Source organism: Pseudorhodoferax soli, from assembly GCF_003337555.1.
GTDB lineage: Bacteria > Pseudomonadota > Gammaproteobacteria > Burkholderiales > Burkholderiaceae_C > Pseudorhodoferax > Pseudorhodoferax soli.
In genome coordinates this window covers 470,476-489,744 of the sequence record NZ_QPJK01000005.1, presented here as the reverse complement: position 1 = coordinate 489,744, position 19,269 = coordinate 470,476, and the positions used below count along the sequence as shown (strand labels likewise).

General features: G+C 69.3%; 22 protein-coding genes. 12 read left to right on the top strand and 10 right to left on the bottom strand.

What is annotated here, in order from left to right; translation table 11 throughout:
• Positions 1 to 70: 70 nt before the first annotated feature.
• The 9 genes from DES41_RS37860 to DES41_RS20135 all read right to left on the bottom strand — a co-directional run bounded on the left by DES41_RS37860 (position 71) and on the right by DES41_RS20135 (position 7,377).
• Positions 71 to 301, bottom strand: a complete 231-nt coding sequence (locus DES41_RS37860) for a hypothetical protein (protein WP_147282901.1) — start codon at positions 299 to 301, stop codon at positions 71 to 73.
• A 63-nt stretch (positions 302 to 364) separates the two neighbouring features.
• Entirely contained in the window at positions 365 to 856 is a 492-nt protein-coding gene (locus tag DES41_RS37855) for a hypothetical protein (protein WP_147282900.1), read from the bottom strand.
• A 224-nt stretch (positions 857 to 1,080) separates the two neighbouring features.
• Positions 1,081 to 3,180, bottom strand: a complete 2,100-nt coding sequence (locus DES41_RS20165) for a flagellar biosynthesis protein FlhA (protein ID WP_114469430.1) — start codon at positions 3,178 to 3,180, stop codon at positions 1,081 to 1,083.
• Positions 3,177 to 4,310, bottom strand: a complete 1,134-nt coding sequence (flhB, locus tag DES41_RS20160; protein WP_114469429.1) for a flagellar type III secretion system protein FlhB — start codon at positions 4,308 to 4,310, stop codon at positions 3,177 to 3,179. Before flhB ends, DES41_RS20165 begins: the two co-directional genes overlap by 4 nt.
• Entirely contained in the window at positions 4,310 to 5,083 is a 774-nt protein-coding gene (gene fliR / locus DES41_RS20155; protein ID WP_114469428.1) for a flagellar biosynthetic protein FliR, read from the bottom strand. The genes flhB and fliR overlap by 1 nt, the downstream gene beginning before the upstream one ends.
• A gap of 2 nt (positions 5,084 to 5,085) precedes the next feature.
• Positions 5,086 to 5,358 (bottom strand): flagellar biosynthesis protein FliQ, encoded by a 273-nt coding sequence (gene fliQ / locus DES41_RS20150; protein WP_114469427.1) that lies wholly within the window; start codon positions 5,356 to 5,358, stop codon positions 5,086 to 5,088.
• A 10-nt stretch (positions 5,359 to 5,368) separates the two neighbouring features.
• Complete coding sequence (gene fliP, locus DES41_RS20145; RefSeq protein ID WP_114469426.1) at positions 5,369 to 6,121, bottom strand: flagellar type III secretion system pore protein FliP; 753 nt, start codon at positions 6,119 to 6,121, stop codon at positions 5,369 to 5,371.
• 17 nt (positions 6,122 to 6,138) lie between these two features.
• The gene (locus DES41_RS20140; protein ID WP_114469425.1) at positions 6,139 to 6,492 is read right to left on the bottom strand and encodes a FliM/FliN family flagellar motor switch protein; all 354 of its coding nucleotides are present in this window, start codon (positions 6,490 to 6,492) and stop codon (positions 6,139 to 6,141) included.
• 15 nt (positions 6,493 to 6,507) lie between these two features.
• Entirely contained in the window at positions 6,508 to 7,377 is an 870-nt protein-coding gene (locus tag DES41_RS20135; protein WP_114469424.1) for a FliM/FliN family flagellar motor switch protein, read from the bottom strand.
• 243 nt (positions 7,378 to 7,620) lie between these two features.
• Between DES41_RS20135 and DES41_RS20130 the strand changes: the two genes are divergently transcribed.
• Positions 7,621 to 8,523 carry a helix-turn-helix domain-containing protein gene (locus DES41_RS20130; protein ID WP_114469423.1) on the top strand — a complete coding sequence of 301 codons (903 nt, stop codon included), beginning with the start codon at positions 7,621 to 7,623 and terminating at the stop codon, positions 8,521 to 8,523.
• Here DES41_RS20130 and DES41_RS20125 read toward each other — a convergent pair.
• Positions 8,444 to 9,718 carry a hybrid sensor histidine kinase/response regulator gene (locus DES41_RS20125; RefSeq protein ID WP_147282899.1) on the bottom strand — a complete coding sequence of 425 codons (1,275 nt, stop codon included), beginning with the start codon at positions 9,716 to 9,718 and terminating at the stop codon, positions 8,444 to 8,446. The two genes, DES41_RS20130 and DES41_RS20125, sit on opposite strands and share 80 nt — an antisense overlap.
• A 242-nt stretch (positions 9,719 to 9,960) precedes the next feature.
• Between DES41_RS20125 and fliE the strand changes: the two genes are divergently transcribed.
• From fliE to DES41_RS20070, 11 genes are all read left to right on the top strand, one after another.
• Complete coding sequence (fliE, locus tag DES41_RS20120; RefSeq protein ID WP_114469421.1) at positions 9,961 to 10,305, top strand: flagellar hook-basal body complex protein FliE; 345 nt, start codon at positions 9,961 to 9,963, stop codon at positions 10,303 to 10,305.
• Between the two features lie 16 nt (positions 10,306 to 10,321).
• Positions 10,322 to 12,019 (top strand): flagellar basal-body MS-ring/collar protein FliF, encoded by a 1,698-nt coding sequence (gene fliF / locus DES41_RS20115; protein WP_114469420.1) that lies wholly within the window; start codon positions 10,322 to 10,324, stop codon positions 12,017 to 12,019.
• A complete protein-coding gene (locus DES41_RS20110; protein ID WP_114469419.1) occupies positions 12,003 to 13,040 on the top strand; it encodes a FliG C-terminal domain-containing protein in 1,038 nt (345 codons plus the stop codon). Before fliF ends, DES41_RS20110 begins: the two co-directional genes overlap by 17 nt.
• 5 nt (positions 13,041 to 13,045) lie before the next feature.
• Positions 13,046 to 13,780 carry a flagellar assembly protein FliH gene (fliH, locus tag DES41_RS20105; RefSeq protein ID WP_342769673.1) on the top strand — a complete coding sequence of 245 codons (735 nt, stop codon included), beginning with the start codon at positions 13,046 to 13,048 and terminating at the stop codon, positions 13,778 to 13,780.
• Positions 13,777 to 15,090 (top strand): flagellar protein export ATPase FliI, encoded by a 1,314-nt coding sequence (gene fliI, locus DES41_RS20100; protein WP_114469418.1) that lies wholly within the window; start codon positions 13,777 to 13,779, stop codon positions 15,088 to 15,090. Before fliH ends, fliI begins: the two co-directional genes overlap by 4 nt.
• Positions 15,087 to 15,524, top strand: coding sequence for a flagellar FliJ family protein (locus DES41_RS20095; protein ID WP_114469417.1), 438 nt, complete (start codon positions 15,087 to 15,089; stop codon positions 15,522 to 15,524). Before fliI ends, DES41_RS20095 begins: the two co-directional genes overlap by 4 nt.
• 108 nt (positions 15,525 to 15,632) lie before the next feature.
• Positions 15,633 to 17,000: a flagellar filament capping protein FliD gene (fliD, locus tag DES41_RS20090; protein ID WP_114469416.1), complete on the top strand. Its 1,368-nt coding sequence runs from the start codon at positions 15,633 to 15,635 to the stop codon at positions 16,998 to 17,000.
• Between the two features lie 19 nt (positions 17,001 to 17,019).
• Positions 17,020 to 17,436, top strand: coding sequence for a flagellar export chaperone FliS (fliS, locus tag DES41_RS20085; RefSeq protein WP_114469415.1), 417 nt, complete (start codon positions 17,020 to 17,022; stop codon positions 17,434 to 17,436).
• Positions 17,429 to 17,746, top strand: coding sequence for a hypothetical protein (locus tag DES41_RS20080; protein ID WP_114469414.1), 318 nt, complete (start codon positions 17,429 to 17,431; stop codon positions 17,744 to 17,746). Before fliS ends, DES41_RS20080 begins: the two co-directional genes overlap by 8 nt.
• Complete coding sequence (locus DES41_RS20075) at positions 17,743 to 18,816, top strand: flagellar hook-length control protein FliK (RefSeq protein WP_114469413.1); 1,074 nt, start codon at positions 17,743 to 17,745, stop codon at positions 18,814 to 18,816. Before DES41_RS20080 ends, DES41_RS20075 begins: the two co-directional genes overlap by 4 nt.
• Positions 18,813 to 19,268 carry a flagellar basal body-associated FliL family protein gene (locus tag DES41_RS20070; protein WP_114469412.1) on the top strand — a complete coding sequence of 152 codons (456 nt, stop codon included), beginning with the start codon at positions 18,813 to 18,815 and terminating at the stop codon, positions 19,266 to 19,268. Before DES41_RS20075 ends, DES41_RS20070 begins: the two co-directional genes overlap by 4 nt.
• The last annotated feature ends 1 nt before the right edge of the window (position 19,269 follow it).

Genomic DNA, 19,269 nt, shown 5'->3' with positions numbered 1-19,269 from the left:
CTCATTGAGGGCTAACGCCTGATTTCAGCGGACGCCGAAGGCGGTCCGATGGAAAGAAATGTTAGCCATTTCAACGTCCCTCTTTCACCTTGGCAACGCGCTCTGCTCGATTTTTGTCGGCAGCCCCTTCCCACAACAGCCCCAAGCCGACGGAGCCAATCACAAGCGCAAGACCAAAAGCCCCGGAGAACCATGGGAGGGTGGCGGCGAGAAATATAGCCAAAACGGTTGTGCCGACTACTGACAAACCCAGCCGCCAGTGGAACACGAGCAGCATAAACAAGTCGATCAGTGCATCCATGGTCTGGCTAACGCAAAGGCCAGCGGACGCCGTAGGCGTTCCGTTGGGCCGACCTGTTAAGGCTCATAGCTTGAGTGCCTCCCGGTTGGCCTTTTCAACCGCAACTACCTCGGCATCATTGGCCTTCCATTTCTGATGAAGTTGGGAGTAGGTGGAATACCAATTTCTACCCGCCAAATTTTCTAGAAGCGCAAGCATGACGTCGATGCTCGATATTTCATCAATGCGCTGAAGCTCCGAATTTCTTAAAGCTTCGACTACGTGCTGCATAGATTTTTCAGCCACCTCCGAATTCATCATGCTCCAGCTCCTGCCGTTCGCGAGGCGAAAGCCGTGAGGATCCATGTACCCATTGACTGGCCCAAAAGGTAGATTCGCGCAAAGCACGATGTATGTGCTTTTCTTCCCCGCAACGCCGTTCGCATCAACCCAAAGTTGTTGAAACACGCCATTCTTCTCGCGCGCAAATTTTCGCGCCGTGACTTTCCGAAAACCTTCATTTTGTAGAAAAGGCCACAGCGTCTTGCTTGAGGCTTGAATCAGTGGGTCGCCCATGTGAGCCTTAACTTGTTGTATCACGCACTCCACTGCGATTGATCACAGCATCCGTCGTGTTATCAAATCGCTGCAAGAACACATAAGTCATTGATTCGCAGACCATTTTTTTACTCCGCGCGGTTGATCACCTTAATAAAAAAATCGACAAAACCCGCGTCGGTTACAAATTTGCTCCCCGGGTCTTCCCCACTCTGGTGGACGCCCAAGTAAGTGAAGGGCCCCTACCCCACCGTCCCCACAATACTCACCTCCCGCTGCTCCGGAATCTCGTTGTACGAGAGCACCGCCAACCCCGGCGCAAACAGCCGCGCATAGCGCGCCAGCAGCGGCCGGATCTGCGGCATCACCAGCAGCAGCGGCGGCGTCGCCTGCTGCTTCATCTGGTCCCGCGCCAGCGGCATGTGTGTCTGCAGCTGCGACAGCAGGTTCGGATCCACCGGGAAGTTGTCCAGCGCCACCTTCGCCCCGCCCTGGCGCGCCTGGTTCAACGCCCCCAGCAGCATGTTCTCCAGATCCCCCGTGAGGCTGAACACTTGCAGCTCGCTGCGCTGGCCGGCCAGCTGCTCGACGATCTGCCGTCGCACGGCGCAGCGCACCTCGGCGGCCAGCAGGATCGGGTCCTTGGTCGTCTCGGCCGTCTCCAGCAGGCTGGTGGCGATCGGTACGATGTCCTTGAGCGAGACGTTCTCGGCCAGCAGCGCGCGGAACACCTTGAGCAGTTGCACATGCGTCATGGCCTTGCCCAGCGCCTCGGCCAGGCGCGGGGCCTGGCCGGCCAGGCGCTCCATGATCTCGCCGGCATCCTCGTGGTTGAAGAGCTCGGGCAGGTTCTCGCGCAGCAGCTTGCTCACGTGCGTGGCGATCACGCTGGGGCCGTCCACCACCTGGTAGCCCAGGCCCAGCGCATGGGCCTTCTGGTCGGGCTCGATCCAGACCACCGCCAGGCCATAGGCAGGGTCCACGCCGGGCGCGCCGTCCACCTGGCCGTACAGCTGCGGCGAGGGCACGGCCATGAGCCTGTCGGCCTGCAATTCGGCGCGCGCCAGCACGCTGCCGCGCAGCAGCACCGTGTACTGCGTGGGCTTGAGTCCCAGGTCGTCGCGCACGCTCACGGGCGGCAGCAGCACGCCCAGGCTCTCGCTCATGCTCTGGCGCAGCCCCTGCAGGCGCTTGACCAGCGGCGCACCCTGCCCCTGGTCCATCATCGCCACCAGCCGGTAGCCCAGCGCCACCGTCAGCGCGTCCACGCGCGGCAGGCTGCGCCAGTCCAGCTCGGCCGGCGGCTCGGCGGTCAGCAGCGCGGCGCCCAGCGCGCCCGCGTCCGCCCCCTCCTTGGGCAGGGCCTGCCGCTTGGCCATGCGCCAGGCCACGTAGGTCAGCAGCGCGGCAAAGCCGATGAAGCTGGCCCAGGGCATGCCCGGGATCAGGCCGAGGATCAACATCAGCGCGGCCGCGCTGTACAGGGCCTGCGGCGAGGCCAGCAGTTGCTGGCCGATCTGCGTCTGCAGGTCGCCCGCGTCGCTCACGCGCGTGACCACGATGGCGGCAGCGGAGGACAGCAGCAGCGCCGGGATCTGCGCCACCAGGCCGTCGCCGATGGTCAGCAGCGCGTAGGTGCGGAAGGCGTCGCCAAAGCTCAGGTCGTGCATCACCGCGCCGATGGCCACGCCGCCGACCATGTTGATGAGCAGGATCAGGATGCCGGCGATGGCGTCGCCGCGCACGAACTTGCTGGCACCGTCCATGGCGCCGTAGAAGTCGGCTTCCGAAGCCACTTCGCGCCGGCGCAGCTGCGCCTTCTCCTGGTTGATGAGGCCGGCGTTCAAGTCGGCGTCGATGGCCATCTGCTTGCCGGGCAACGCGTCCAGCGTGAAGCGGGCCGACACCTCGGAGATGCGCTCCGCGCCCTTGGTCACCACGATGAAGTTGATGATCATGAGGATCACAAACACCACCAGGCCCACCACGAAGTTGCCGCCGATCACCACGTTGCCGAACGACTCGATCACCTGCCCGGCGGCGTGCGTGCCCTCGTGCCCGCGCAGCAGCACCACCCGCGTGGAGGCCACGTTCAGCGCCAGCCGCAGCAGCGTGGTGGCCAGGATGATGGTCGGGAAGACGGAGAAGTCCAGCGGCCGCTGCACCGTCACGGCCACCAGGATCACGATCACCGACAGCACGATGTTGAAGGTGAACAGCACATCCAGCGCCAACGGCGGCATCGGCAGGATGATCATGGCCAGCAGGGCCAGCACCAGCACGGGTGCCATGGCACGGGTGCGGCGCAGCGCGGCGAGCAGGTCGGCGATGGTCAGCTTCATGGATTACTCAACGATTCGGGAACGGGCAACTGCTGCGGCAGGCCTGGGGGATGCGGGCGGCGCCCGGCCTGGAAGGCCTTGAGCTGCAGCACGTAGTTCAGCACCAGGGCCACGGCGCCATACAGCGCGATCGGTATCTGCTGCTGCACCTGGCTGGTCTTGTAGATGGCGCGCGCCAGTGGTGGCTGCGTCACCACCTCCACGCCATGCGTGCGCGCCAGCTGGCGGATGTACAGCGCCATCTCGTCCACGCCCTTGGCCAGCACGAACGGGGCCTCGGCACGGTTGCCGTCGTACTTCAGCGCCACGGCGTAGTGCTCGGGGTTGACGATGACCACGTCGGCCTGCGGCACGGTCTTGTTCAGGCTGCGGCGCGCCGCCTGCAGCTGCAGCTGGCGGATGCGGCTCTTCACCTCGGGCCGGCCCTCGGTGGTCTTGTGCTCTTCCTTCACGTCCTGCTTGCTCATGCGCTGGCCGCGCAGGAAGAAGAACACCTGCACCGGCAGGTCGATGAAGGCGAACAGCACGAACACCAGCACCATGGACGTCACGCCCGAGATCAGCAGCGCCGCGCCCTGGGCGATGGCCTCGGGCAGCGGCAGGGCCTGCAGCTGCAGGAACTGTTGCGCGCTGCCGGTGCACACGAACCACAGCACCACGCACAGCAGCAGGGCCTTGGCGATGGAGGCGGCCACGCCCGCCAGGTGCTTGCCCGAGAACTGGCGGCCCAGGTTGGCGATGGGGTTCAGCCGCTCCAGCTTGGGCTGCAGGTTCTCCACCGACATCGCCCAGCCGCCCGGCAACAGCGAGGCCAGCAACAGCAGCAGCGGCACCAGCAGCAGCGGCGCCACCATGCGCACGGTGAGCAGGGCGGCCTCGCGGAACAGCGTCGACCAGGTGTCTTCCAATGCACCGTTGCCTGCCAGGTCGGCCAGGCCGCCGCTGAACAGCCGGCGCATGTCCTGCAGCCAGCCCGGTGCCAGCCAGTACGCCAGCGTCAGGCTGGCCACGATGCCCACCGCCATCACCGCGTCCTTGGAGCGCGCGGCCTGGCCCTGCTGGCGCACCTTGCGCAGCTTGTGCGGTGTGGCCTTCTCGCTCTTGTCGGCCGACGATGCGCCCTGCTCCATCAGCGCGCCCCGAAGGTCTGCTCGAGCATCAGCAGCACCTGCCGCGTCATGCGCAGGTAGTGCTCGGGGATGAAGCGCACCAGCATGGCCAGCATGAACAGGCCGAAGATGGTGATGACCGAGAAGCCCAGCGCGAACAGGTTGAGCTGCGGCGCCACCCGCGCGAGGAAGCCGAAGCCGATCTGCACCACCATGGTGGCGAACACGATGGGCAGCGCCAGCAGCAGCGCGGCCGAGAACACCCACGACACATTGAACGCCACGGCCTGCAGCGCGCCCATGCGCAGCCCGCCGCCCACCGGCCACAGCGTGAAGCTCTTGCCGATCACCTGCACCAGCACCAGGTGGCCGTCGATGGAGAAGAAGATCAGGATGCCCAGGATCGACAGCAGGCTGGACACCACGTCGGACGACACGCCCGAGAGCGGGTCGTTCATGAGCGCCATGGCCAGCCCCATCTGCGACGACACCATGTAGCCCAGCACCAGCAGCACCGACATCACGAAGTGCAGCGCCAGCCCCAGCACCACGCCGATGGCCACCTGCTCGGCCGTGGCCGCCAGCGCGTGCAGCGAGAACGCGGCGATCGGCACGGCCGGCGCCGCCACCGGCAGCAGGATGACGGCCAGCACCATGGACAGCAGCACGCGCACCGTGAGCGGCACCGAGGTGTCGCCCACGATGGGCGCGGCGCTCAGCATGGCCAGCACCCGCACGAAGGGCCACCACCATGCCGACAGCTCGGCCAGCAGCGTGGTGAAGACGCCTTCCACGGCTACCCCACGAGCGCCGCCGCGCGGCGGAACACCTCGACGCAGAAATCCATGAGCTGCGAGGCCATCCAGCTGCCGGTCAGGATGATGGCCAGCAGCGTGACCATGAGGCGCGGCAGGAAGCTCAAGGTCTGCTCGTTGATCTGCGTGGCGGCCTGGAAGATGCCGACGACGAAGCCCACGACCAGGCCCGGCAGCACCAGCACGGCCACCAGCAGCATCACCAGCTTCAGGCTGGCGCTGACCAGGTCGACGGCGATGTCGGGTGTGAGCATGCCGCCTGCCCTAGAACGCCCGCACGCTGGTCACCAGCGTGTTCACCGTCAGCGTCCACCCGTCCACCAGCACGAACAGCAAGAGCTTGAGCGGCAGCGAGATCACCAGGGGCGACAGCATCATCATGCCCATGGCCATCAGCACCGAGGACACCACGAGGTCGATCACCATGAACGGGATGAACAGCATGCAGCCGATCTGGAACGCCGTCTTGAGCTCGGACAGCACGAAGGCCGCCAGCTGCACCGCGAAGGCGTGCTGCGACGGCTCGGTCACGGCCGGCTCGCGCGCCAGCTGGCTGACCTGCTGCAGCGCGGCTTTGCTGGTCTGCGCCAGCATGAAGCGCGACAGCGGCTCCTTGGCCTCCACCAGTGCCTGCTGCAGGCCGATGCGGTCCTCGTCGTAGGGCAGGAAGGCGCGCTCCCACATCTGCTCGCCCACCGGGCGCATCACCAGGATGGTCAGGATCAGCGCCACGCCGGTCACGATGCGGTTGGGCAGGCCCTGCTGCAGCCCCAGCGCCTGGCGCAGCAGCGACAGCACGATGACGAAGCGCACGAAGCTCGTGCTCATGAGCACCAGCACGGGCAGCAGCCCGAGCAGCGTCATGATCACCAGCACCTGCATCTTGACCGTGTAGTCGGTCTGTGCGTCGCCGGTCACGGCGGAGAGCAGCGGGATCTCGGCCGCGGTTGCGGCGCCGGCCAGGGCCAGCAGCACGGGCGCCAGCGCGAAGGGGCGCCACGCGCTCAGCATCTTCATGGGGTGTGGTCCGCGCGTCAGGGGGTGTCCAGCGACAGCAGGTCCAGGTCGGACAGCTCCAGCACCTTGAGGCCGTAGTTCTCGCCCGAGACCACCACTTCGGCGCGGCCGATGGCCGTGCCGTTGACCTTGATCACCAGCGGTGCGCCGGCCAGTGCGTCGAGCTCGACCACGCTGCCGTGCTCCAGCCCCATGAGCTGGTCCAGCGACACATCGGCCGAGCCGACCTCCAGCGTCAGCGTGACGGGGATCTTGCGCAGCATCAGCGAGAGGTCGCGGCGCGGTTTGGCGGGTGCATCGGCAGTGCCTGCATCCACGGTGAGGTCGCCCAGCAGTGCGTCCACGTCGTTGGTGTCTGGCTTGTCGGTCATGGTCTGTCTTTCACATCAAAGGTCCTGGAACGCCGTCAGCCACAGGCGCCCCTTGTGTTCGGCCACGCTGGCATTGAACAAGGGCGAATCCTTGACCAGCACCACAGCCGTGGGTTGCGGAATCGGCAGCACGCTGCCGGGTTGCAGGTCCAGGATCGCGCCCAGCGGCAAGCGCTGCTGCACCAGGCGCGCCGTCAAACGCAGCTTGAGCCGGGACGACAGCGGCAGCGCCGGCGCAGCGGCGCCCTCGCGCGCCAGCTGGCGGCCGCGGCCCAGCCGGTCCAGCAGCCGGTGCATGCAGCCATCGTCCAGGCTGAAGCGCAGTTCGTGGCGCTGCCCGCCGTCGGCCTCGACCAGTGTCAGGTTCAGCTGCCACAGGCCCGTGGGCAAAGCGGATTCGGAATGGAAGGGCACGGCCGGGTCGGCCGGGGCGGGCTCTGCCGCAACGCCAACCGGCGGCAGGCCGGCGTCGATGCGCCGTGCCAGCGCCAGGGCGAGCTGCTGCCCGAGCCGGGTGGACAGTCGCTCCTCGCTGGCCGTCACCGCCACCGCGCCGGGCTCGACCGCAGCCGGGTCGCCGCCGCCGTAGCGGTACAGCAGCAACTTGAGCACCAGCGCGCGCGGCACCGCCATGCCGATGCGGCCGGACGGGCAGGTGTAGACGTTCCAGCGCACCGGGTCTTCGTTGTGCGGGGGCTGGCGCATGCCGGTGCCGTCCACCTGCAGGCCGATGGCGTAGCGCCGGTTGAGCCCCTGGCGCAACAGTTCCGACACATCGGTGCCAAAGCGTTCTGAAAACGCGCCCAGCAGGTGCATGGGGCGCCCCAGCGTGCGCGGATCCAGCACCCGGTGCGTCACAGGAGGACTAGCGTCTGACACGGACATGGCTCAAGTTCCCACGTAAATCGGATGCAACCATGTGCACAATCGGCATCGCCTGCGTTGACTGCGCGTGGCCTGCGGTCGCCCTGCTGTTGCTGCAGGCGAGACAAGATAGATGCGCTTTCCTCACATTTTTTACCACCCTCAGGGAAATTGTCCACTATTTCTAGTCACTTTTCGTGGCACATTAATTTAACGCGCACTTTTGCCGCCTAATCCGGGTTCACGCCCTTTCGTCGCCCCACCATGCAAGTGAGCAAAACTCTGCCCGGCATCAGCCTGGCGCCAGAAGACGACAGCACCGACGAGGGTGAGGACAGCGTGGTCGCGCGGCGGCTGCACGACTTCTTCTCGGAGCAAGGGCTGCCGCGGCACAAGCATGCGTCGCAGCTGGCGCTGATCCTGGGGCTCTCGCGCTCGGGGGCCTTCCGCAAGTTCCAGGACGCCTCCTTTTCCGCCAGCGACCTGCAGACGCTGGCCCAGCATTTCCAGGTCGACATCAGCGCCCTGCTGAGCGCCGAGCCCGCACTGGCGGCGCCGCGTGTCGAGGGCGATGTGCACGACGCGCGCGTGCTGATCGGCACCCTGGCACTGCACTGCAAGGCCACACTGGGGTCTGCCCTGCAGCCCGGCGAACACTGCGAACTGGTGGCCACCCAGCAGGGGGCGGAATGGCTGATCCAGCCCTACGGCGCGGCCACCCCCAGCGCCGAACGCCGGCGCGTGCTGCAGCTGGTCGTCACGCCCTCGCAACGGGCGCTGCCCCGCATCGCGGTGCTGGAGGATTCGCGCGACCTGGCCGCCAACATGAAGGATGCCTTCGAGGCCTCGGGCTACCGCGTCGAACTGTTCGGCTCGGCCGCGGAACTCGCCCGCCGCGCGGACGAGGCGCCGTTCGACGGCTACCTCATGGACTGGTGGCTCAACGGCCAGACGGCCAGCCAGGTGCTGCAGGCCATCCGCCGGGCCCAGCCCTCCGTGCCCATGCTGCTGACCACCGGCGCCATCGCCGCCGGTTATGCCGGCGAGGCCGACATCGTGCAGGTGGCCACCACCCTGCGCATTCCCGTCATCGAGAAGCCTTTCCGCCTGGCCTTGGTGATTTCCCAGCTGCGTCAGCTGCTGGAGCAAGCCCAGGCCAACCGCTAGTCGCCGGACCGGCACCGAACAGGGCCAGCGCCGAACGCAGGCGGCCCGCGCTGATCGGCTTGTCGAACTTGGCGGCGAACAGCGCATCGGCGGTGGCATCGGCCTCGTGGTAGGCCGACAGGGCCACCAGCGGCGTCTCCACGTTCAGCGCATCTTGCCGGCGCGCGTGCTCGGCCACCGTGTAGCCCGAGCCATCGGGCAGGCGCAGGTCCAGCAGCACACCGTCGTAGCGGTCGGTGTCCAGCAGCACCCGGGCCTCGCGCACGGAGCCGGCCAGGTCGGCCTGCGCGCCCAGGGCCAGCAGCATGGCATGCAGGCTGGCCCGCACATCGGCATCGTCTTCCACCACCAGCACGCGCAGGTGCCGGCCGCCGCCCTGCGCCACGGCGCTGTGCTGGCGCGCCTCCACCTCGGCCGGCACCCGCACCGTGAAGGCCGAGCCCTCGCCCGGCCGGCTCACCGCGTAGGCGCGCCCGCCGAGCAGCTCGGCCATCAGCTTGACCACCGCCAACCCCAGGCCGCTGCCCATCTGCACGTGGTCGCGCCCGCGTGTGAACGGCTCCCAGATGTCGACCGAGGTGTCGAAGCCCGGGCCCTGGTCGATCACGGCCACCGTCACCTCGCGCTGCGCCTCGCGCACCTGGATCGAGCAGACCACCTCGCCGGGGCTGGCGTACTTGACGGCGTTGGACACCAGGTTGGCCACGATCTGGCGCAGCCGCGCCGGATCCGTCACCACGCGCGGACAGGGCTGCGGATCGATCTGCACCCGCAGGATCACGCCGCGTTCGCGCGCGGCTTCGTCGAACTCGGCGGCGATCAGCTCCATCATGAGGTCGGGCTGGAACAGCGTGGGCGAGACCTTCAGCCGCCCACCGGACAGCCGCGCGAACTCCACCGTGTCGTTCATCTGTGCCTCCAGCTGCTGGGCGCTGCGGCGCAGCCGGCGGAAGGTTTCGTCGCCATGCGGCACCTTGCCGCCCAGTTCGATCAGCTCCACCGAGCTGACGATGGTCTGCAGCGGCGTCAGCATCTCGTGGGCCATCATGCCCAGGAACTGGTTGCGCGCCGTCAGCGCCGAGCGGGCCTCCTGTAGCGCCTTGCGCGCCTCGCGCACGCGCAGCACCGCGATCACCAGCAGCACCCCGGCTGCCAACACCAGCAGCGCCCCTCCCATCCACTTGCTCCAGTCCAAGCATCACCCCCTGTTGCGCGCAGATCCACAGAAGCACATGGACCGCGACGAGGCCGCCATCCTAGCGCTGCTTCAAGAAGCGGCAGCAAGTGTTTGAATTTACTAACAGCGGGGCAGCACTTCGTAGCACTTTGAAATTTGAGGTGCGTAAAAATCACGAAAGTTGGAAAAATGGACTTATGATGGTGCGGAATACTCAACACTCATTGATTGAGTTCCACGCAACGCTGAGGGAATGCGTCATGGCAAACCACATGAACAACGCAATTGCTGCGAATCTGGCACACATCAAGGCACAAGCAGCAAACCTCCAGGACATCCTGCCCCAGGCTGCCTACGACGGGCCCGAGCCGACCGCCACGGGCGCGGGCGGCTTCGGCCAGCGCATGCGCGACGCCGTGGACAGCGTGAACGCCCAGGACCATGCGGCCGGCCGGCAGATGGCTGCGGTGGACAGCGGCCAGAGCGACGACCTGGTCGGCGCCATGCTCTCCAGCCAGCAGGCCAGCCTGTCGTTCTCCATGCTCATGCAGGTGCGCAACAAGGTCGTGACCGCGGTCGAAGACCTGGTCAAGCTGCCGATCTGATGCCCGGGACCGCCACGTGATCGCCACCCTGAAGGCCGGAGTCCAGAACCTGCGCAATGTCGGCATGCCGGCCTTGCCGGCCGGGCTCTCCCGCTCGCTCGTGCCCATCTTGCTGCTGGCCGTGGGCCTGACGGCCGTGGTGATGATGCTGCTGTGGCGCGACGAGGCCGGCTACAAGCCCGTGTTCGGTGCGCGCGAGCGCATTTCGGCCTCCGACATGATGGCCGTGCTGGACGCCGAGAGCGTGCCCTACCGGCTGCACCCCGACAGCGGCCAGGTGCTGGTGCCGGGCAGCCAGCTCGGCCGCGTGCGCATGCTGCTGGCGGCCCGCGGTGTCACGGCCCAGCTGCCGGCCGGCCTGGAGCTCATGGACAAGAGCGACCCGCTGGGTGTGAGCCAGTTCGTGCAGGACGTACGCTTTCGCCGCGGCCTGGAGGGCGAGCTGGCGCAAAGCATCCGCACGCTGGACGCCGTGGAATCGGCGCGCGTGCACCTGTCCATGCCGCGTTCCACCTCGTTCGTGCTGGGCGATGGCGAGAAGGCCTCGGCCTCGGTGGTGCTGGCGCTGAAGCCCGGCCGCAAGCTGGCGCCCGAGCAGATCGCCGCCATCGTCAACATGGTGGCCGGCAGCGTGGCCAGCCTGGACGTGCAGCGCGTGAGCCTGGTCGACCAGGCCGGCAACCTGCTGTCCTCGCGCGTGGACCTGAGCCAGGGCTTCGATGCCGTGGGCGGTGGCGACGCCGCCCGCCGCCACCAGGAGGCCACGCTGGCCAACGTGCGCGAACTGCTGGGCCCCGTCGTGGGCCTGGACAACTTCAAGGCCAGCGTGACCGCCGAGGTCAGCGAAGACCGCATCGACGAGACCGTGGAGAAGCTCGGCGACACGCCGCGCATCACCTCCGAGGCCGTGCGCGACGAGCAGGACCGCGCGCAGTCCGCGCTGGGCGTGCCTGGTTCGCTGTCCAACCGCCCGCCTCCGCCCGCGAACCCGCCGAACCCGAACGCCCAGGCCCAGGGCAACGCGCAGAACGGCAACAACGACGCCACCGCGCGCCGCAACGCCACCACGCGCCAGTACGCCTACGACCGCCAGATCCGCCAGATCCGCCACGCCCGCGGCCAGCTCGCGCGCCTGAACGTGGCGGTGGTGCTGAACAACGGCGCCGCGCCGGGCGGCAGCGGCTGGAGCGCAGAAGACCTCACGCGCATCGAAGGCGTGCTGCGCAACGGCCTGGGCATCAACGCCGAGCGCGGCGACAAGCTGGCCGTCTCGGCACTGGCCTTCACCGCCCCGCCGGAGATGGCGCCGTGGTGGAAGCAGCCCGACCGCATCTACGAATACGCCACGCCCGTGGCGTGGCTGCTGGGCGCCCTGCTCGCCTACTTCCTGCTGGCGCGCCCGCTGCTGCGCAGCGTGCAGCAGCGCCTGGCGCCGCAACCGCCGACGCCGCGCCGGCGCAGCGACGATGCCGAAACGACCCCGCTGGCCGCGCTGACCGGCCCGCAGCCCGCGCCTGCCGCCGTGGCGGCACTGCCTCCGGCCGCAGGCACGCAGATCCCGGTGGTGCCGCTGCTGGAGGACTACGACCTGCCGCCGCCGGGCTCGCCCGTGGACGTGATGGTCAACCACCTGCGCGTGCTGGCCGCCAAGGAGCCCGAACGCGTCGCCGAAGTCGTCAAACAGTGGGTGCAAAAGCATGGCCGAGCCGAATGAATCCACCGCGCTGGCCGAACTGCCCGCGCCTGCCCCCGCCAGCCCCATCGAGCAGGCCGCCATCGTGCTGCTGTGCATGGGTGAGGAGCCGGCCGCGGCCGTGCTGCGCCACCTCTCGCGCGAAGAGCTGCTGGAGGTCACGCAGGTGATGTCGCGGCTGTCGGGCATCAAGGTCGAGGCGGTCAAGCACGCCATGACGCGCTTCTTCGACAACTACCGCGAGCAGAGCGGCGTGCACGGCGCCTCGCGCAGCTACCTCAAGCGCTCGCTCGACCTGGCGCTGGGCACCCAGATCGCCGGCAGCGTGCTCAACAGCATCTACGGCGACGCCATCCGGCCCAAGATGCAGCGCCTGCAGTGGGCCGCGCCCAAGTGGCTGGCCGAGCGCATCGCGCACGAGCATGTGCGCATGCAGGCGGTGTTCCTGTCCTTCCTGCCGCCGCCGCAGGCCGGCAGCGTGATCGAGAACCTGCCCGCGCAGGACCGCGACCACCTGCTGATCGCCATGGCCCGCCTGCAGGAGATCGACAACGAGCTGCTGACCGAGCTGGACGAGATCGTCAGCCGCTGCCTGGACGAGATGGGCACGCAGAGCGCCGCCGTCGAGGGCACGCGCCAGGTGGCCGAGATCCTGAACCGCCTGCCGGGCGACAAGCGCCAGATGATCGAGTCGCTGCGCGTGCACGACGCCGAACTGGTCTCCAAGATCGAGGCCAGCATGTACGACTTCTTCATCCTCTCCAACCAGACCGAGACGGTGCTCACCCGCCTGCTGGAGGAAGTGCCGCTGGAGCAATGGGCCCTCGCGCTCAAGGGCGCCGAGCCCAGCATCCGCGACGCCATCCTGCAGACCATGCCCAAGCGCCAGGCGCAGAGCTTCCAGGACATCCTGCGCCGCGCCGGCCCGGTGCCGATGTCGCGCGTCGAGCAGACGCGCAAGGAAATCATGGCGCAGGTCAAGGCGCTCGCCGATGCCGGCGAGATCGAGATCCAGCTGTTCGCCGAAGCGACCGTGGAGTGACCGGCATGCAACTGCGCAACGCCCGCCCCCACCGCTTCCCGCCCCTGGCCCAGGTGCAGGCCCGCTCGAGCGGGCCCGATGGCGGCGATGCCAGCCAGGCCTTCCAGCAGGCCATGGACCAGGGCTATGCAGAAGGGCTACGCAGCGGCAAGGAAGCCGGCGAAGCCCTGGGCCACAAGAGCGGCCATGCCGAGGGCCTGCGCCAGGGCGCCGAGCAGGCGCGCCGCGAGATCATGGAGAGCTTCGACGAGAAGGCCGGCCCGGTCGATGCCATCCTGGAAGCCCTCAACAAGCTGCAGGCCGAGTACCAGGAAGCGCTGCGCGACGAGGTCGTCGAACTGGTCGGCAAGGTGGCGCGCCAGGTGATCCGCTGCGAACTGGCGCTGCAGCCGCTGCAGCTCTTGACCATGGTGGACGAGACGCTGGCCACGCTGCCCCGCGTGCGGGCCCGCGAGGTCGAGGTCTTCCTGCACCCTGAGGATTTGCAGCGCATCACCGACCTGGACCCCGAGCGCGCCAAGAAGTGGAAGCTCCTGCCCGACACCCGGCTGGAGCCCGGCGAGTGCCATGTGCGCGCCGGCCGCCACGAGGCCGATGCCGGCTGCCGCCAGCGCCAGGCCGCCGTGATGGACCAGGTGCGCGCCCAGCTCAAGGGCAAGGGCCGGCCCGAGGCCGCCGAGGGCCTGGACGAGGACGAAGACGATCTGCCGGCCGCGCCGGCGCTGCAGGTGGTGCGATGACGCTGCGTGCCGCCCTGCGCGATGTCGAACTCGGCCAGGTGCCGGTGGCGCGGCCCACCGGCCGGCTGGTCGGCGCCTCCGGGCTGCTGCTGGAAAGCGCCGGCTGCACGCTGCACACCGGCCAGCGCTGCCGCGTCGAGACGGCCGCCGGCGAGTGGGTCGAGGCCCAGGTCGTCGGTTTCCGCGAAGAGATCGCCTACCTGATGCCGTTCCGCGCCATCGAAGGCCTGGCCACCGGTGCGCGCGTGATGCCGCTCGCCGAACGCCGCCAGCCGCTGATCGGCCCGAGCTGGCTGGGCCGCATCGTCGACGGGCTGGGCGAGCCCATGGACGGCCGCGGCCCGCTCGGCGGCGAACACCCGCTGGCCGCCCAGCCACCGCGCGTGCACCCGCTGCGCAAGCAGCCCGTGCACGAGCCGCTGGACGTGGGCGTGCGCGCCATCAACGGCCTGCTCACGCTGGGCAAGGGCCAGCGTGTGGGCCTGATGGCCGGCAGCGGCGTGGGCAAGAGCGTGCTGCTGGGCCTGATCACGCGCCAGACCGTGGCCGACGTGGTGGTGGTGGGCCTGATCGGCGAGCGCGGCCGCGAGGTGCGCGAGTTCATCGAGCGCTCGCTCGGTGCCGAAGGCCTGGCGCGCGCCGTGCTGGTCGTGGCCCCGGCCGATGAATCGCCGCTGATGCGCCTGCGCGCCACCGAATTGGCGCACGCCGTTGCCGCCCACTACCGCGACCAGGGCCAGCATGTGCTGCTGCTGGTCGATTCGCTGACCCGCTACGCCATGGCCAAGCGCGAGGTGGCGCTGGCCCTGGGCGAGCCGCCGGCCACGCGCGGCTACCCGCCGTCGGTGTTCAGCCAGCTGCCGCAGCTGGTGGAAAGCGCCGGCAACGGCGAGCGGGCCGAGGGCAGCATGAGCGCCATCTACACCGTGCTGGCCGAAGGCGACGACCAGCAGGACCCGGTGGTGGACACCGCGCGCGCCGTGCTGGACGGCCACATCGTGCTGTCGCGCGCGCTGGCGGAACGCGGCCACTACCCCGCCATCGACATCGGCGCCTCCATCAGCCGCTGCATGTCGCTGGTCGCCAGCCCCGCCCAGCAGCGCGCGGCGCTGCAGGTCAAGGAACTGCTGGGCCGCTATGCCCAGGTGCGCGAGCTGCTGCCGCTGGGCGCCTACGTGGCCGGTGCCGATCCGGCGACCGACCGGGCCGTGGCCGCCTTCCCGCGCATGGAAGCCTTCCTGCAACAGGGCACGCACGACGCCGCGCCCATGGCCGGCACGCTGGCGCAACTGGAAAGCCTCGTCGCATGACCAACACGCGCCACCCGGAACCTGCGCTGTCACGCCTGGCGGACCTGCGCGAACGCGAGGTCGAACGCCGCCAGACCGAGCTGGCCGAGCAGCTGGCCGACGCCGAACGGCGCCGCCGCAACCAGGACCGGCTGGACAGCCTGTGGCGCACCAGCACCACCAGCGGCACGCTGTCGCCGCTGGCGTCCCTGAACTGCGCCAACTACAAGCAGAACGTGATGGAGCTGGCCGAGCGCCACCGCGGCGACCTGTCGCGCCAGGAGCAGGCGGTGGACCGGGCCCGGCTGGCCTTGCTGACCGCCGCGCGCCGCCAGGGCGCCATCGACCAGGTGCTGGCGCAGCGCCTGCAGGAGCACGGCCGCGCCCTGCGCAGCGCCGAGCAGAAGCGCCAGGACGAGATCGCCCGTCAGAGCTGGCTGCGGAGGGCGCCATGAGCACCACCCGGCCGCCCGCAGCCGCGCCATCGAATGCAGCGCGCGCACTTCATGCCCGGCCGCCAACGGTCGCCTTCTCCACGGGTAACCCCCGTCAAGGAGTCTGATATGGCCGAAATCGATCCCGCGTCCATGGCCTCGCAACTGGCCAACCTGTATGTGGCCAGCGCCCAGAAGCAGCTGACCACCCAGAGCCAGAGTGCGCAGAGCACATCCACCGCGCTGACCAAGCTGCAGTCGGCGCTGAGCGCATTCGAGACCGCGCTCGGCGGCCTGGCGAGCCGCACCACCGGCGTGATGCAGCGCAGCGCCACGTTGACCGGCGGCGGCACCGCCATCACCGCGGCCAGTGCCACGGCCAAGGCGGCACCGGGCAGCCACCAGCTGTTCGTCGAGCAGGTGGCCACCGTGCACCAGGTCGCGTTCGAGGACCTGCCGGCCGTGCCCGTGGCGCTCGGCGGCCCGCTCGTGGTGCAGCTGGGCGACGGTTCCAGCTTCTCGGTCGACCTGACCATGGCCGACCAGAACAGCGACGGCACCATCTCGCACGCCGAGATCGCCCGCGCCATCAACATGGCCGATGACAACGGCGGCAAGGCCGTGGCCAGCGTCGTCACCAGCGGCACCCAGACGCACCTGGTCCTGGGCGCCGGCAGCAGCGGTGCCGACGGCGCCATCACGCTGGACGCCAGCGGCCTGCCCGCCGGCGCGCTGAAGACCGCCCTGTCCAGCGGCCGCGAGCTGGTGGCCGCCCAGGATGCGGTGGTCTGGCTGGGCGCCCAGGGCACCGGCATCCGGCTGCAGCAGGCCTCCAACACCTTCACGGCCATCGAGGGCGTGACGCTCACGCTGGCCCAGCCCATGGCCAGCGGCAGCGCCCCGGCCACGTTGACGGTGGCCAACGACAACAGCGCCACGGCCGAGAAGCTGCAGAGCTTCGTGACCGCCTACAACACGCTGGAGAAGGCGCTCGACGACCTCACCGCCTACGGCAAGGAAGGCGCCGCTTCGGCCGTGTTCGCCTCCGACACAGGCGTGCGCAACCTGCGCACGCGCCTGGACAACGCGCTGCGCATGGAAGTGGACGGCGTGCGGCTCATGGACTTCGGCATCAAGACCAGCCGCGACGGCAGCATCTCGCTGGACAAGGCCAAGCTGGACAAGGCGCTCGCCGCCAACCCCGAGAAGCTCGACGCGCTGTTCGGCAACACCGGCCTGACCACCGCCTCGGGCGTGCTGGGCGCGCTGCAGTCCGTGGCCGACAGCTGGACCGACACCAGCAACGGCCAGATCAAGCGCCGCCAGGACACCGTGCAGGTCACGCAGAAACGCATCACGCAGCGCCAGGACCGCCTGGAGCTGCAGTACGAGAACGCCTACCAGCGCTACCTGGCCCAGTTCACGCGGCTGCAGAACCTGCAGGCGCAGATGAGCGAGACCTCCAGCCTGTTCAGCTCGCTGTCGACCACCACCTGAACCAACGCCGAGACCGACCTTGGACCACGACGCCTACAACCACTACCACGCCGTGAACCTGCACGCGCAGACGGCCAATGCCTCGCCGGTCCAGCTGGTGCTGATCCTGCTGGACGGGCTGCTCGAAGAGCTGGCGCGCACCCGCGCCCACATCGAGGCGCGCCGCTTCACCGAGAAGGCCCGCAGCCTGGACAAGTGCGTGGACATCCTCAACGGCTTGTCGAGCGCGCTGGACGCAGAGCGTGGCGGCGAGGTCGTGGGCAACCTGGCCCGGCTGTACGACTACTGCAGCTGGCGCCTGTACCGTGCCGGCGGCGAACTGGACCCGGCCATGGTCGATGAGGTCGCCGGCCTGCTGCGCACGCTGCGCGCCGGCTGGCAGGATGTGCAGGCGCAGGACCTGCGCCGCAGCACCGCAGGGGCCGCGCATGTCTAGACAACAGCAGCTGACCCAGCTGGCCAGCCAGGTGCTGCGCGCTGCCCGTGCGCAGGACTGGCAGGCCGTGCAGCAAGCCGACAGCGCACTCGCGCGCGAGCTGCCGCAGCTGGCGGCGCTCGGCCCCTGGTCGGGCGCGGAACTTGAGGCGCTGGAACGGCTCGGCACAGCCCATGCCATGGCGCGCGGCCTGTGCCACGAAGCCAGTGAAGCACTGGAGCAACAGATCGCCCAGCTGCGCGAGGGCCGCGACGGCTGGCTCGCCTACGCGCTGCAGGACGGTGCATCCCCGCTCGAGGCCCGCCCATGAACACCCTGCCCCTGCAAGCCCCCCGAGCGCCCCAAGCCGCGCCGCAGCAACAAGGCGCCCTGCCCGCTGCGGTGCTGCCGGCCGCGCTGCTGGCCGTGCTCGCGCCCGTCGCCACCTTGGGCGCGCCGGCCGCCGCCGCCGCAGCAGCACCAGCCCAACCCGGCAGTTTCGACCGCACGCTGCAGCTCCTGCTCGATGGCGCCGCCGCGCTGCCGACACCCGGCGCCGCCGCGCCTGCCCTGGCCGCGCCCGCGCAGGACGACTCCGACGCCGAGACCGACACCAGCGCTGCCGATGCCGGCACCGCACTGCCGTTCGATCCGGCACTGGCCAGCCTGCAGCCGCCGCCGGCCATCGCCGTGCCGCTGCCGGCCGCCGCCGGCACGCCGGCCGTGGCGCCTCAACGCCCGGCCGCCGCCACGACCGTGGCCGTGCAAGCCGCCGCCGGTGCAGCGCAGGCCCTGCCCGCCAGCATCCCGGCCCCGGCTTCCGCGCCAGCGCCGGCCGCCGTGGCGCCCGTGCCGGTTTCCAGCGCCAAGGCCGCGCCGGCCGACACCGCCACCACCGCACTGCCGCTGGAGCGCCCCAACATGGCCACCGCCCTGGTGCCGGCAGCCGCCAGCGCGCCGCCGGACAGCGTGGAGCCGCGCAGCGGCGAGGCGGCGCCGCAGGGCCGTGCGCCCTCGCTGCTGCAGCAACTGGGCGACCGCATCGCCGTGCAGCTGGAGCGCGGGAGCGAGCGCGTGGTCATCCGGCTGGACCCGCCGCACCGCGGCCAGATCGAGATCCACATCCGCCAGGACGCCAGCGGCGCCACCCAGGTGCAGCTCAGCGCCAGCCACGGCGACGTGGTGCGCCAGCTGCAGGCCATCGGCGATGGCCTGCGCCAGGAGCTGGCGCAGCGCCACGGCGGCGACGTCAGCGTGCAGGTGGCGCAGCAGCAACAGGCCCGCGGCGATGCCGAGGGGCGCCAGCGCCAGGAGCGCCAGGCCCAGCAGCAGCCCGGCCGCGCACTCGATGAACAGAGCGAAGACGGCCAGCGCTTCGCACTCGCGGCGGACCGCTCATGACCAAAGGCAAGCTCATCGCCATCATCGCCGGCGCCGTGCTGCTGACCGCGGGCGCGGCCGGCGGCGGCTTCTGGTGGTGGCAGCGCGGGCACAGCACCGAGGCCAAGGCCCCGCCGCCGCCCAAGCCCTCGACTTTCCGCTATGTCTCCATGGACAAGGTCATCGTGATGCTGCGCAGCCAGGCGGGCGACCCGCTGGCCCACTACATGGCCGTGGACGTGGTCTTCAAGGCCGACGACCTGGTCAAGGAAAAAGCCGTCAAGGACCAGCTGCCGCTGTTGCGCAGCGTGACCGTGAAGGCGCTCTCCGAGTTCACGCTGGAGAAGGCCGGCGCGCTGACCATCGAGCAGCTGACCACCGAGGTCAACGCCGCCTACAAGGCGCGCTACACCGCCGACAGCATCGAGCAACCCTTCGCCGAGGCCTTGATCAGCAAGCTGATCATCGAATAAG